Origin of the sequence: Rhodococcus sp. MTM3W5.2 (genome assembly GCF_001984015.1) — a bacterium.
Lineage (GTDB): Bacteria > Actinomycetota > Actinomycetes > Mycobacteriales > Mycobacteriaceae > Rhodococcus_G > Rhodococcus_G oryzae.
This window is the reverse complement of sequence record NZ_CP019572.1, coordinates 748,062-760,379: the sequence shown is the minus strand read 5'-3', so window position 1 is coordinate 760,379 and position 12,318 is coordinate 748,062. Positions and strand designations below refer to the sequence as shown.

General features: G+C 70.5%; 12 protein-coding genes and 1 tRNA gene. 3 read left to right on the top strand and 10 right to left on the bottom strand.

The window, feature by feature from the left end; all coding sequences use genetic code 11:
* The first annotated feature begins 4 nt into the window (after positions 1-4).
* Positions 5-1,294, top strand: a complete 1,290-nt coding sequence (locus BTZ20_RS03605) for a YibE/F family protein (protein WP_077043462.1) — start codon at positions 5-7, stop codon at positions 1,292-1,294.
* Between the two features lie 45 nt (positions 1,295-1,339).
* On the opposite strand, the gene BTZ20_RS27640 is transcribed toward BTZ20_RS03605, so the two are convergent.
* The 6 genes from BTZ20_RS27640 to BTZ20_RS03580 form a co-directional block, all read right to left on the bottom strand.
* Positions 1,340-2,209, bottom strand: coding sequence for an Hsp70 family protein (locus BTZ20_RS27640; RefSeq protein WP_223263616.1), 870 nt, complete (start codon positions 2,207-2,209; stop codon positions 1,340-1,342).
* On the bottom strand, positions 2,155-2,622 hold the full coding sequence (locus BTZ20_RS27635; RefSeq protein ID WP_223263615.1) for a hypothetical protein: 468 nt from the start codon (positions 2,620-2,622) through the stop codon (positions 2,155-2,157). Before BTZ20_RS27635 ends, BTZ20_RS27640 begins: the two co-directional genes overlap by 55 nt.
* A gap of 148 nt (positions 2,623-2,770) precedes the next feature.
* Complete coding sequence (locus BTZ20_RS03595; RefSeq protein ID WP_077040407.1) at positions 2,771-4,093, bottom strand: UDP-glucose dehydrogenase family protein; 1,323 nt, start codon at positions 4,091-4,093, stop codon at positions 2,771-2,773.
* Between the two features lie 100 nt (positions 4,094-4,193).
* On the bottom strand, positions 4,194-4,766 hold the full coding sequence (locus BTZ20_RS03590) for a hypothetical protein (protein WP_077040406.1): 573 nt from the start codon (positions 4,764-4,766) through the stop codon (positions 4,194-4,196).
* The gene (locus BTZ20_RS03585; RefSeq protein WP_077040405.1) at positions 4,763-6,481 is read right to left on the bottom strand and encodes an alpha/beta hydrolase; all 1,719 of its coding nucleotides are present in this window, start codon (positions 6,479-6,481) and stop codon (positions 4,763-4,765) included. Before BTZ20_RS03585 ends, BTZ20_RS03590 begins: the two co-directional genes overlap by 4 nt.
* Positions 6,481-6,813, bottom strand: a complete 333-nt coding sequence (locus BTZ20_RS03580; protein ID WP_145982198.1) for a hypothetical protein — start codon at positions 6,811-6,813, stop codon at positions 6,481-6,483. Before BTZ20_RS03580 ends, BTZ20_RS03585 begins: the two co-directional genes overlap by 1 nt.
* A gap of 195 nt (positions 6,814-7,008) precedes the next feature.
* Between BTZ20_RS03580 and BTZ20_RS03575 the strand changes: the two genes are divergently transcribed.
* Positions 7,009-8,298 carry an acyl-CoA dehydrogenase family protein gene (locus BTZ20_RS03575; RefSeq protein WP_223263614.1) on the top strand — a complete coding sequence of 430 codons (1,290 nt, stop codon included), beginning with the start codon at positions 7,009-7,011 and terminating at the stop codon, positions 8,296-8,298.
* Positions 8,299-8,349: 51 nt separating this feature from the next.
* Here the strand turns inward: BTZ20_RS03575 and dcd are convergent, their stop codons facing one another.
* The gene (dcd, locus tag BTZ20_RS03570; protein ID WP_077040403.1) at positions 8,350-8,928 is read right to left on the bottom strand and encodes a dCTP deaminase; all 579 of its coding nucleotides are present in this window, start codon (positions 8,926-8,928) and stop codon (positions 8,350-8,352) included.
* Between the two features lie 77 nt (positions 8,929-9,005).
* On the opposite strand from dcd, the gene BTZ20_RS03565 reads away from it, so the two are divergent.
* Positions 9,006-9,076 (top strand) — tRNA-Gly (locus BTZ20_RS03565).
* A 249-nt stretch (positions 9,077-9,325) separates the two neighbouring features.
* Here the strand turns inward: BTZ20_RS03565 and BTZ20_RS03560 are convergent.
* From BTZ20_RS03560 to BTZ20_RS27085, 3 genes are all read right to left on the bottom strand, one after another.
* Positions 9,326-9,925 carry a hypothetical protein gene (locus BTZ20_RS03560; RefSeq protein ID WP_145982197.1) on the bottom strand — a complete coding sequence of 200 codons (600 nt, stop codon included), beginning with the start codon at positions 9,923-9,925 and terminating at the stop codon, positions 9,326-9,328.
* A 237-nt stretch (positions 9,926-10,162) separates the two neighbouring features.
* A complete protein-coding gene (locus BTZ20_RS03555; RefSeq protein WP_223263613.1) occupies positions 10,163-10,762 on the bottom strand; it encodes a DUF6226 family protein in 600 nt (199 codons plus the stop codon).
* 74 nt (positions 10,763-10,836) lie between these two features.
* Positions 10,837-12,021 (bottom strand): hypothetical protein, encoded by a 1,185-nt coding sequence (locus BTZ20_RS27085; RefSeq protein WP_077040400.1) that lies wholly within the window; start codon positions 12,019-12,021, stop codon positions 10,837-10,839.
* Positions 12,022-12,318 lie beyond the last annotated feature (297 nt).

Here is a 12,318-nt window from a genome sequence, read left to right as displayed (position 1 = left end):
AGAGCTGCGAAACAGCCACGGACATGGACACGGCCACGGCCACGGCCACAGCGGTCCGATCCCGGTCGGCCCGGTCGCGGCCCGCGTGGTCGTCGGACTGCTCGTCGCGATCGGCATCGCGGTGCTCGCAGGCGCGGTCATCCTGTGGCCGAGCAGCCGCAGCATCGACATCCCGCTGCCCTTCCAGACCTCCGGCGGTGGCGCCGTCGTCACCGAGGCGGGCACCGTCACGCTGCAGGACATCGGGCCGTGCGGAAGCGCCTCCGCCGGTAGGCCCTTCACGGGTTCGCCGCAGCCTCCGCCGAACGACTCCTACCACTGCCAGCGCAGCCTCATCGACATCGAATCCGGCCCGAACGAGGGCACGACGACGCTGTTGGAGATCGGGCCCGGCCCCGGGCAGCCGGATCTGCGCGTCGGAGACAGCATCCGGCTCGTGCGCCAGACCGATCCGTCCGGCGCCACCATGTACTCCTTCGAGGACTTCGCCCGCGGGCTGCCACTGCTGCTGATCGTCGCGGCGTTCGTGATCGTCATCGCCGCGGTCGCCCGCTGGCGGGGCGTGCGCGCCCTGCTCGGGCTCCTCGTCGCCTTCGGCGTGCTCGTCGGGTTCATGCTGCCTGCCCTGCTCGACGGCAAGCCCGCGATCCCGGTCGCCCTCGTCGGCGGCGCCGCCATCCTCTACGCGGTGCTGTACCTGGCGCACGGGGTGAGCCTGCGGACCAGTTCGGCCCTGCTCGGCACGCTGGCGTCGATGCTGCTGGCCGCACTGCTGTCGTGGGTCACGATCGAGATGACGCACCTGACGGGGCTGTCCGAGGAACAGAACACCAACGTGCAGACCTACATCGAGCACGTGAGCATCACCGGCCTGCTCTTCGCCGGGTTCATCATCGGCTCGTTGGGTGTGCTCAACGACGTCACCATCACCCAGGCCTCGACGGCGTTCGAGCTCGCGGGCATCGAGCGCGAGGCCACCCGCCGCCAGATCTTCGGCTCCGCGATGCGCGTGGGCCGCGATCACATTGCCAGCACCGTCTACACCCTGGTGCTGGCCTACGCAGGCGGCGCGCTGCCGCTGCTGCTGCTCTTCAGCGTCGCCGGCCGTTCGATCAACGACGTGCTGCTCGGTGACGCTGTCGCGATCGAGATCGTGCGCTCCTCGGTCGGCGGCATCGCCCTTGCCCTTTCCGTCCCGCTCACCACGGCAATCGCGGTGATGCTCGCCCGCCCACCGCGGTCCGGCGCCGCCGCCTCGGTCACGGTGCGGTCGGGGGGACGGCACGCGCGCTGACGCCCCGGCCGGGGCGCGGTCTCGCGGCCTGCTCGGCGTCGGGCGTCAGCGGACCAATCCAGGCGGCAGCTCGACGCCCGGCGGCACCTCGATCTGGATGGGGTCCGGCAGGTTGAGGTACCGCCGCGGCGGCGGGCCAGGAGCCGGCGGCGGCGCCGGGTTCGCCGGTGACGACTCGGCGGCAGGCGGCAGCGCAGGGGCACGCGAGGGCGTCGACGACGGCGGTGTCGTGGTGGTGGTCGGGGGCGCCGACGTCGTGGACGGCGTCTCCCGGTCCTCCGTCACGGCCGTGGCCCGGCCCTCGCCCTGGGTGGTGGGAGCGCCGTCACGCCCCATGGACAGGCCGATGCCGGCGACGACGACCAGACCGGTGGCCGCCGCCCCCGCGATCGCGAGCTGACGCCGGGACGGGCCGCGGGTCCGACGAAGGCTCGGGGCATCGGTGGCGACCCACTGGGGCTCCGGCACCGAGACCGGTGTCGCCAGCATGGCCGCGCCCTGCGCCGTCACCATCTCCGGTTCGGCGGGCACCACCGTCGGAAGGTTGAGCCAGGTACGCAGGATGGACTGCACGAGCGGGATGTGCGCGCCGCCGCCGAGCAGGATCACCGCGTCGGGATAACGGCCGGACGCCGCGATCACGCCTCGGGCGAACCGCGCCGAACCCTCGACCGGCACCACGATCATCGATTCGAAGGTCTCCCGGGAGAGCAGGATCAACCCGGCCTCGCTCGGCACGGCGATCGCCTCGCTGGCGGAGAGCTGCTCCTTCGCGAAGCGGCACCGCTCGTTGAACGCGGTCGCCTCGTCGGCGCCCACCGGCGAGACGATGCCCTGCGCCCCCGCCTGGTGTTCGCTGATCAGCCAGTCGAAGTAGTCGCCCGCGATCTCGGTGCTGCGCTCGGTGGCCAGCACCTCCCCGAGGTCCGGTCCACCACGCTGACGGTCAGCCCGGAGCTGCCAAGGTCGTAGAGGACCAGCGTCCGGAAGTCGTACAGCTCTCCGGTGGCCTCCAGCCGCACGATCGCGGCCGTGCTCGCGGGGATCAATTGGTAGTTGTGCAGGCGCTGGCGCGCCATGGCCTGCTGCATCGCGTCCGCCTGACGCTGCGTGGCGTACGCGACGCCGGTGGCGCCGACGGTCTCGCCGCCCTGTGCGAGCAGCACCCCGATGGACTGGGCGGCCGTCTCCTCGGCGCGGTGCGGCACCGTCGCGATGACCTGCCGCTGGAACGCCTCGACCCCGCCCGGTCCGCGGCGGGAGGCGACGTCGGGACGCGCCATCCGGACGGCGCTGGACCCCACCGACACACCCAGAACCGCACTCATCGAGCCGCCTTAAATCGGGGTTGCACGCAGCCGACGCTCGAATCGCGCGCACTTGGACCACGTGAGCATAACGAACGAGTGTCCAGTCGCACCCTCCGCGCGGAGATGCCCTGGACGACGATCCGGCCGACTGTCCGGCTCATGCCCCTCAGCTGCGGCCGAGGCCTCGGTAGGTCCACCCGGCGGCCGCCCACTCAGCGGGATCGAGGCAGTTGCGGCCGTCGATGAGCACCTTCGATCGCACCGTCTCCGCCAGGCCCTCGGGACGCAGCGCCTTGAACTCGTCCCACTCGGTGGCCAGCAGCACCGCGTCGGCGTTGTCGCACGCCTCCTCGACCGAGGTGGCGTAGTTCAGCGTCGGAAACAGCCGGCGGGAGTTGTCGAGCGCCTTGGGGTCGAACACACTCACCACCGCGCCGTGCAGCTGCATCATCCCCGCCACGTTGAGGGCGGGCGAGTCCCGGACGTCGTCGGACTCCGGTTTGAACGCCGCGCCGAGGACCGCGATGTTCGCGCCGAGCAGCGACCCGCCGCAGGCCCTGGTCGCCAGCTCGACCATCTTGGTCCGGCGGCGCATGTTGATGCTGTCCACCTCGCGCAGGAAGGTCAGCGCCTGATCGGCGCCGAGTTCGCCCGCCCGCGCCATGAACGCCCGGATGTCCTTCGGCAGGCACCCGCCGCCGAAGCCCAGTCCCGCGTTGAGGAAGCGGCGCCCGATCCGGGCGTCGTAGCCGAGCGCGTCCGCGAGCTGGGTGACGTCCGCGCCGGTCGCCTCGCACACCTCGGAGATCGCGTTGATGAAGGAGATCTTGGTCGCGAGGAAGGCGTTCGCGGACACCTTCACCAGCTCCGCGGTCGGCAGGTCCGTGAGCAGGAACGGCACCTCGTCCTCGATCAGGCGCGCGTACAACCGACGGATCAGCGCCTCGGCGCGCCCGGGCCGGGCGGGGTCGACCCCGAGCACCAGGCGGTCCGGCCGCAAGGTGTCCTCGACGGCGAAGCCCTCGCGCAGGAACTCGGGGTTCCACGCGACCTCGACCTCCGCGCCGGCGGGCGCGAGTTCGCGGGCGCGCGCCCCCAGTTCGGCCGCGGTGCCGACGGGGACGGTCGACTTGCCGACGATCACCGCGGGCCGATCCAGCAGCGGGGCGAGGGTGTCGATCACCGAGTGCACGTGCCGCAGGTCGGCGCCGTACTCGCCCTTCTTCTGTGGGGTCCCCACCCCGAGGAAGTGCAGGTCCGCGAACGCGGCGGCGTCGGGGTAGGAGGTGGTGAAGTGCAGCCGACCGGCGTCGATGTTCCGCTTGAGGACCTGCGCGAGGCCCGGCTCGTAGAACGGCACCTCTCCCCCGGAGAGCTTGGCCACCTTGCCCGGGTCGATGTCGACCCCGAGCACCTCGTGTCCCAACTCGGCCATGCAGGCGGCGTGCGTGGCTCCGAGATAGCCGGTTCCGAAAACGGTGCAGCGCATAGGTAGTTGATAGGCGCCCAGGGTTAGCGCAGCGGATACCCGGCGCAAGGGTCGCGGCAACAGCAGGTGTACATCCGGCAACGGCGGCCGAGGGGCCCGGTCAGGGGCGGTCGATGACCTCGGGCTGGCCGGCGGCGCCCGCGTTGGCGCGCGGGAAGCAGGCGGAGGTCCCCGAGATCGACAGGCTGCCCCGGCCGTTGTCGTGGGCGACGATCGCGGATCCGTCGGGCATGGTCGCGACCGCGGTCCGGCCCTCGCCCGTCGATCGGCGGACGAGCGGCCGGTCGCCACCCTCCCAGTGGGCGGCGATCGCATCCAGGTCCTGCGCGGCGCCGCCCTCCGGGATCCCGCTCACCCAGTAGTTGAGGGTGAGGAAGACCGGGCCTGCGGCGTCGCCGTCGTCGTCGTCGCAGGGCGTGATGCCGCCGGGGTTGAACGCCCCGACGGGCGAACTGGGATGCGCCAGAGTCAAACTGGCGCCCGCGGGCAGCGCGGACAGGGCCTCGGCGAAGTGCTCGACCAGTGCGGCGGATGCGGCGCCCTCGGTCAGTGCGGTGTCCATGTCGGGCTCCTCGTCTGAGCTGCAGGAGGCGGCGAGCAAGACGGCGGCGCCGAGGGTGCTCGCCGCCAGCGTCCTCGCGACGCCGGTTCCGGATGCGATCTCGGGCCTCACGAGGGCGCTCCCACCCCGGCGATGATCTGCCCCATGCCCTCCAGCGACGGGTTCCGCAGGTCCCAATACTCGCTGTGGACGCGGGGATTGGTCCCGAGGAGCGGGCCCGGATCACCCGGGTTGCTGGCGAACACCCGACCCCCGAAGTCCGGGTCGGTCGGATTGGTGCCGTGCACGTGCCTGCCGGCCAGCGTCGCGTCCCCGAGGTAGGGCACCGGGTCCCAGCGGGCGGCGGTCGAGTACACGTGCGCGCCGACGTCGCCCGCGTTGACGCCGTCGAGGTGCAGGTCCGAGACGTGCTCCGCGTTGACCCCGGGGCTACCGACGAAGACCAGGTCGTCGACGTCCAGCGATCGGCCGCCGACCGCGGCCGTACCGATCACCGTGCTCCCGTAGCTGTGGCCGACGATCACCTGGTGCGCCGCCTGCCCCTGGTGCGCGGCCCGCAGTCCGTCCTGGAAGCTGTCCAGCCGGGGTGCGCCCCGCTCGGCGAACCTGTCGAGCCCGGCCTCGGGAATGCTCTGCGGCGCGTTGTAGCCGTACCAGGTGACGACGGCGGTCGTGGCGAGCGGATCGGCGCGGGTCGCGGCGTCGAGCATGCGGGCGGACCGGTCGATGTCGCCCCCGATGCCTGCGAGGCGCGAGCCGGTGCCCGGCACGAGAGTGGCGACGTTGTCGGCGAGGTCGGGGTTGCCGAGGGCGATCGCCGCGCGCCCGTCGCCGTCGATGCCCATGAGAAGTCTCGGCGGCGCCGACCCCGAGTCGATGGCGCGGCACACGGCCCCGAACTCGTCGGTTTTCGTCCGCAGCTGCTCGCGTTCGCCCCGCCAGGCGATGTACTCGGCCCAAGCCTTCCACGCCTTCTGGTCGCGGGAGTTGGACGCCGGCCGGGTGGGCGCCCGCTCCCCCGCCGCCCATCCGGGATGCCGTGCGTCCACCGCGTCGAGCGCCGCCGCCGCCCGGGTCTGCAGGTCCTCGAGGTGCATCCGGTTGTAGCGATCCTTGTCGACGGCCGGGAGGCCATCCCGGTTGCCGACCTCCCTGTCGTGCGCGAACAGCGCGTCCTTCTCCTCGTCGGTCAGGCTCGTCCAGAGCTCGTGGAGCTCCGCCGCGCCGGTGGGCAGGGCGGATCGCCCGCCGACGATGCCCTGGACGCGCGGGCCCGGCGACGGTTCCCCGGACACCTGATCGAACTCCGCTAGGCAGTCGGTCAGTGTGGCGGCGGTGCGACTGTCGGCGAGCGCGACCTCGTCCAGCGCCCTGGCGATGTCGTCGGCGAGCTCCCGTGCCCGGTCGTCGAGCACTCGCTGTGCGAGGGCGGCGTCGCCCGCCGCGGCGGCGGTCAGTCCCGCCCCGGGAGCGGGCGCGGTGACGGTGCCGTCCTCGGACACCGCGAAGCCCTCGCCGAGCGCCCCGTCGATCACCGAGATGGCGTGCGCGGCAGCCGATTCGATCGCGGCCGCGCCGCGCCGCAGCGACGAGGAGGTCGCCAGCAACGCCATCGCGATCTTGTTGCCCGCGGACCGTTCCTCGACCGCGCGGTCCCAGGCGCCGCGCGCCGCGTCGCCGTGCCAGCTGTCGAGGACCCCGTCGACGCCGCGGACCACGAGAGCGATCTGCCCGTCCAGCTCGGCGGCGGCCCGGGCGAGCTCATCCGCGGAAACGTTGAGGCATTGCGGATTCCAGCCACGAAGCTGGGTGAGCGCGGGACGCATCAGGCACCCCCGGCCGGGGCGAGCAGGCTCCCGTTCCTGGCCTCTGCGTCGTCGTACTGACCGGCGTTGGTGGCCGCGATCCGTGACATCACCCGGACCCTCGACCCGATCGCGCGCACACCGGCTTCGATCCGATCGGTCCCGGCCTCGTAGGCCGCGGCCGTGGCAGACCCGGCGAGCCCCTCGTCCGCAGCCCGGAACGCGGTCGCGGTGTCGATCGTCTCGATGGCCCCGGCCGCCGACTCCAGCGCCCCCGCGAGCCGTGCCAATGCGGCGGTGTCGACCGCCATCCCCCTGACGTCATGGTGCCCCCAGCATTCAATCCACGTCATCCGCCAGCACCCTAACCCAGTCGACCGCGCGCCAGCAGCGCATTGAGAGACGTAACCTCCACCACATCCGGCTCGAGCGCTAACACGGGGTCGGTACCGATCGATATGGTTCACGGCGGCGCTCCGGAGGGAGATCGTGCGCTGGCCGGGGTCCATTTCGGGCCGCGGGCATGAGTTCAGGTGATAGGGGGTTCGGTGCCGGCATCCATCCGCATCGGGCAGGACGAATTCGACACCGAGGTTCTCGACCCGACGCACCGTGATTCGCCCCGCACAGGCATCGGTTCCGCTGCGACAGCGGCGGATTCACACCGCCCGAGCGTCCGGAGCAGGGACACGGCGGCGCCCGTCGGCGCCCACCGCGGTGTCGACGAATGCGTGCGGGTCGCCGCGATGTGGGCGGACGAGGTCGATCGCGAGGCGCGGTTCCCGGCGGAGTCCGTTGCCGCACTCAGATCGGCCGGGCTTCTCGGCGCAGCCGTGCCGACCGACCTCGGCGGCTCCGGGCTGTCGCTGACCCGGCTCGCCGCGATCACCCGCGCACTGGGCCGGTCGTGCGGCTCGTCCGCGATGATCTTCGCGATGCACCAGACGCAGGTGCTCAGCATCGTCCGGCACGGTCGCAGCGAGTCGATGTGCGCACTGCTCGCCGCCATCGCCGAGCACCAGCTGCTGATCACCTCCGCCACCACCGAGATCGACGTCCGCGGCGGCGTCCGTTCCAGCGGTTGCGCGGTAGAGCACAGGGGCGAGCGCGTCCGCCTGGCGAAGACGTCGCCGGTGATCTCGTACGGCGGGTACGCCGATGTGGTGCTGGTGACCGCCTGCCGCACCCCGGCCGGCGCGCCGAACGATCAGGTCGTGCTCGCCTGCCCGAGGTCGGAGATGAGGCTGACCCCGGTCGGTACCTGGCACACGATCGGCTTCCGCGGCACCAGGAGTCCCGGCTTCCGGATCGCCGTCGACACCGGCTCCGGCGCGCTGCTCGACGATCCGTACGCGGAGATCTCGGCGCAGACGATGCTCCCGGCGGCGCACGTGCTCTGGTCCGCTGCCTGGCTCGGGATCGCCGACGCGGCCCTGCTGAGGGCCAGGCGATCGGTGCAGACGGCCCGACGCCGCTCGGCAGGCCCGGCGCCCCTGAGCGCGATCCGGCTCGCCGAACTGGTGATCGCGCACCAGCAGCTCGTCGACACGGTCCTCGGGGCGGCGGCCCGGTTCGAATTCCTCGCGAACAACCCGGCCGCGATGTCGACGGTCGAAGTGGCGCTGGAGTTCAGCGCGGTGAAGTCGAGCGCCTCGGCGCTGCTCATCGACCTGGTCGGCCGGGCGCTGACCATCTGCGGGCTTTCCGGGTCCGTGCCGGGTCACGAGCCCGCGATGAGCCGGCACCTGCGCGACGCGTACGGGACGGTGGTCATGGTCAGCAACGACCGCATCCTGAACCACGACTCGCAGCTCGTCCTGTCGCGTCTGGGGCACTAGACAGGGCCCGGCCAATTGCGGTGCAGCGGGCCCTGTTCCGGCGGCGCGAGGCTACTGCGTCGGAGACTTCACGAAGTTCAGGTACGCCTTCGACGGCGTCGGTCCGCGCTGGCCCTGGTACTTCGATCCGACCGCCGCACTGCCGTACGGGTTCTCGGCGGGGCTGGACAGCCGGATCAGGCAGAGCTGACCGATCTTCATGCCTGGCCAGAGGGTGATCGGCAGGTTCGCGACGTTGGACAGCTCGAGGGTGATGTGCCCGCTGAAGCCCGGGTCGATGAACCCGGCCGTCGAGTGGGTGAGCAGGCCGAGGCGGCCGAGGCTGGACTTGCCCTCGAGACGACCGGCCAGGTCGTCGGGCAGGGAGCAGAACTCCAGCGTCGAGCCGAGCACGAACTCGCCCGGGTGCAGCACGAACGGCTCCCCCTCCGCCGGCTCGACGAGGCTCGTGAGCTCGTCCTGCTGCTGAGCAGGGTCGATGTGCGTGTACCGGGTGTTGTTGAAGACACGGAACAGACGGTCCAGGCGAACGTCCACGCTGGACGGCTGAACCATCGAGTCGTCGAACGGATCGATGCCCAGCCGCTGGGTGGAAATTTCGGAACGGATGTCGCGATCGGATAGCAGCACAGCTAGAGGTTAGCGGTCTGCTAGAGTTGCCGCTCGCAGGGTCTTGCACTGCCTTATTGGTGGCAAAACCCCTGCATGCCGATGTAGTTCAATGGTAGAACATCAGCTTCCCAAGCTGAATACGCGGGTTCGATTCCCGTCATCGGCTCCGCATCCATAGGGTGTTCACCAATGGTCGCAGTTTGGGTTCACCAATAGGCGCCGCCAAAGCTTGGCCGGGCCGACAATCGCTCGGATTCCTGCACCCTGGCGGTAGCGGGCTTTCAGATGCCCACAATTACCGGCGCGAGCGCCAGACCACGTGCTTGTAGCCGCTGTTGGCGCCCATGAATCGCGGGTATCGGGGAAATTTCCACGAATGGCTACCGGGACGAGGGTCCCGGTCGGGGCGAGTCAACTAGCTGTCACCAGTGGAGTGTCCACCGTCTGACCGCGTTGCACGGCGCCGCCGCTGTGTGGATTGTCGCGGTGGTTCGGGTTCGCCGAGAAGTTCGGCCCACAGGTCCGGGCCCTGCCCTTTTCGGCGCCCTTCACGCAAGATCATCAGATTCATTGCGGCGAGGGTGAATCCAAGCAGCAACTGGTGACGGGTGAGGCCGAAGATCCGAAGGTACCCGCGGCGCACGTGCAGCCGGTTGGTCTTGAGATCGCCGAAGAGCGATTCGATGCCTACCCTGCGATGATAGGAGGCAGCCCATTCCTCGGAGCCGTGTTGGAATGGCATCCGGATGTTCGGGAAGTCCTCGTCGCTGAGGGTGACTGTCTTCGCGCACCCACATTCCGTGTCGGGTCCGAGGAGGTCGCAGTGTGCCGTCGGGATTCTGTAGCCCTTGCGCATCGACCGCGGCGCCCGTGGACTCCGGATTTGCGCCGGCGGCAGGGCGGGCCCACGGAAACGTCGGGTGCCGTTGGGCTTCCTGGGTCCGCGCGGACGGAAAGCCCACGGCTTGCGCAGCCGCCGCTGCTCTTCTGCACGTTCACGGTCGGCGGCGCTCATGTCGCGGGTGATCGGAATCGTCTCAATGAGCCCGGGTGGGATGCAGGTGGTGGATCGACGACGACTGGCTCGAGATCTCAGGTCCGCGAGCGCTTATCTACGAACTCAACACGATCGCGGGCGTGACTCTAGAGTGATTGGACTAACCGGCGATCGCCGCGCGCCCCGACGGAACCATCATCGAAGTCGATCTCCCCTGCTCCAGTAGACCGCGGCCCACGTCCGGTACGGGCAGGTTCAGGTGCGTGGTGGCCAGGGGTTCCAACGGCCACCCGGAGGCGGCTGGATGGGGTGGTCGCGGAGCTCGCGCAGTGCATCGTGTGAGAGCGAGCCGCGGTTGCCGCTACTCCACCCGTCACCCTCCCAGTGGGTCTCGAGCCACGGATCGGGCGCGACGGTGATGCGTTCGGTGAGGGCACCGGCGGCGGTCGCGGCGACGTGCTCATGCAGCTTCTCGAGCAGGTCTGCGGGATCGTCGTTGCATGCGTCGCAGCCGCACGCGGGCAGCGCCACCTTGGCCCATGCGCCGACGCGAAGGATGATCCCGGGGAAGTTGGTGAAGCCGATCACCAGCGGGGCCGCGGCGGGATCGGTCGGGACCAGCCGGATGTACTCGGTAAGGGTGGCGCCCGTGATGTAACCACCGCTGCCCTCGCCTCGCTCGACCTGCACGTCGAACCGTCGCTCGAGGTCTTCTGCCAGCGCGCGGGCCGCGGGGTGGAGCACCGCGAATCGTTCCGGGTTGGTCACGCGGTCGTACGCATCAGGAGGTGGGCTGTCCATCGATGTCCTCCCGTTCAGGTGCGGGTGACGCCAGCCTACGAGTCGTTGGCCCACGGCCGGATGGACTTGGGCCAGAATGTTTCTGGCATACCTTCGTGCGCCACTTCGGGGAGCCTTCGATCGTCCGTTCACACGGGTCGAGCCGCGATCCCTAACGCGTCACGGAGCTCGGTGTGCAACCGCCTCGCATCCCGCTGGAAGGTGACCGAAGCGGAGTAGAGCGCCCCGAAACCAGCCTCCCTCGGGTCCGGTCCGGCGGCGATGAAGATCGTGGGCAGTGCATACGAGGTCCGGTCGATCGGGCCGTGGTCGAACGGATCGAACCGACCGCTCGAGTAGACCGCGATCACTCCCTGCTCGCCGTCCGCACTGCCTGGCTGTTCCTCGCGGTCGGCAGCTAGCTGCGCCCACGCAGACTCGGTCGTGTCGAACGGCGGCGGCAGCGGCTCGCCGGCGTGCAGGGCCGCCAACGCGGGTGCAACCCAGGGCCGGTCGGCGATGTCCGCGAACTCGTACGCCTTGCTCGCGCACCATCGCGCGACCTCGCGCAGCCGCTCGTCATCCATCTCGAGGAGCGCAAGAACCAGGGCCCGGTCGTACTTGGCGAGAGACTGCCCGCCGTTGTACTCGCGCAGCTCGGGGATGGGGTCACCGCCACCCCACGCCCGCCGCTCCGCCTCGGCGGCCTCGGCGCGCAGCTCGGACGTTCTGACCATGCGGTGTCCGCCTCCGGGCTCGGACACGGTGATCCACTGCGGTTCGGCCGATTCCGCCGGCGCCGGCGGATGCTCGGGCAGCGGCGTGTTCTCGGGGATCCCGTAGCCGGGCATGTCCCACATCTGCGCCGGCTCGGGCTCGGTTCCATCGTTCGGCCACAGCCGGATCCGCCACACATCCCCGGGAGTGGTGGTCCCAGGCCAGCCGTAGTTGACGAACCCGCGGCCGCTGACCTCGATCAGATAGTCCCCCTCGGGGACCCCGCAGAACACCTCACCGGTGGTGGGTGAGGCGATCATGATCTGCCCCGCCTCGGAGACCCGGAGTCGTCCCTCGCTGACCTGCTGCCACTCGTCCCGGTCCGCGGGTGGGCGCCCGTTCCACACCTGCACGGAGATTGGCATCTCGAAGTTGTTCTGGTGCGGGCTCAGCACCACGAGCGCGTTGCCGTTACCTGCGGACGGCTGCGCGGCCTGTGCCTGCTCGAGCAGTTCGAGATAGTCCTCGTAGTCCCCGAGGCCGCCGGAGATGCTGAACTGCCCGTAGTCCACCGCCAAGACGACGGCCTGCACGCTGATCTGACTCGCGCTGCTCATCGGTCGATCCTGACACGCCGCGTGCGGGCGCACCCTGCTGGTGATCGACTTCAACAGTCGACCGGGCCCTCGACTGGGGCTGATCAGCTGCTGGGACTCGGGGCCTGTCGGTTCGATCTGGGACGACAAGAGCACCGACTACCTGGGGTGCCCGTCCCGGCCGGGGGCGGGCACAAGGTCCGCCGGCCCGATCCGCGCGGGCTATCGCTGGCAGCGTCGGCGGGAAGCCTGCACCCTCGGCTGATCGCACGTTCTCCGCCCCGCGGGCCATTTCGTACTAGTCAGGTCCTATTGGGC

Coding starts and splice junctions, on each gene's coding strand:
- BTZ20_RS03595 (WP_077040407.1), bottom strand. CDS start 4,093: ATGCGCTGCACCGTTTTCGGAACCGGCTATCTCGGAGCCACGCACGCC.
- BTZ20_RS03560 (WP_145982197.1), bottom strand. CDS start 9,925: ATGAGCGCCGCCGACCGTGAACGTGCAGAAGAGCAGCGGCGGCTGCGC.
- BTZ20_RS03580 (WP_145982198.1), bottom strand. CDS start 6,813: ATGACGTGGATTGAATGCTGGGGGCACCATGACGTCAGGGGGATGGCG.
- BTZ20_RS27635 (WP_223263615.1), bottom strand. CDS start 2,622: ATGAGTGCGGTTCTGGGTGTGTCGGTGGGGTCCAGCGCCGTCCGGATG.
- BTZ20_RS03585 (WP_077040405.1), bottom strand. CDS start 6,481: ATGCGTCCCGCGCTCACCCAGCTTCGTGGCTGGAATCCGCAATGCCTC.
- BTZ20_RS27085 (WP_077040400.1), bottom strand. CDS start 12,021: ATGAGCAGCGCGAGTCAGATCAGCGTGCAGGCCGTCGTCTTGGCGGTG.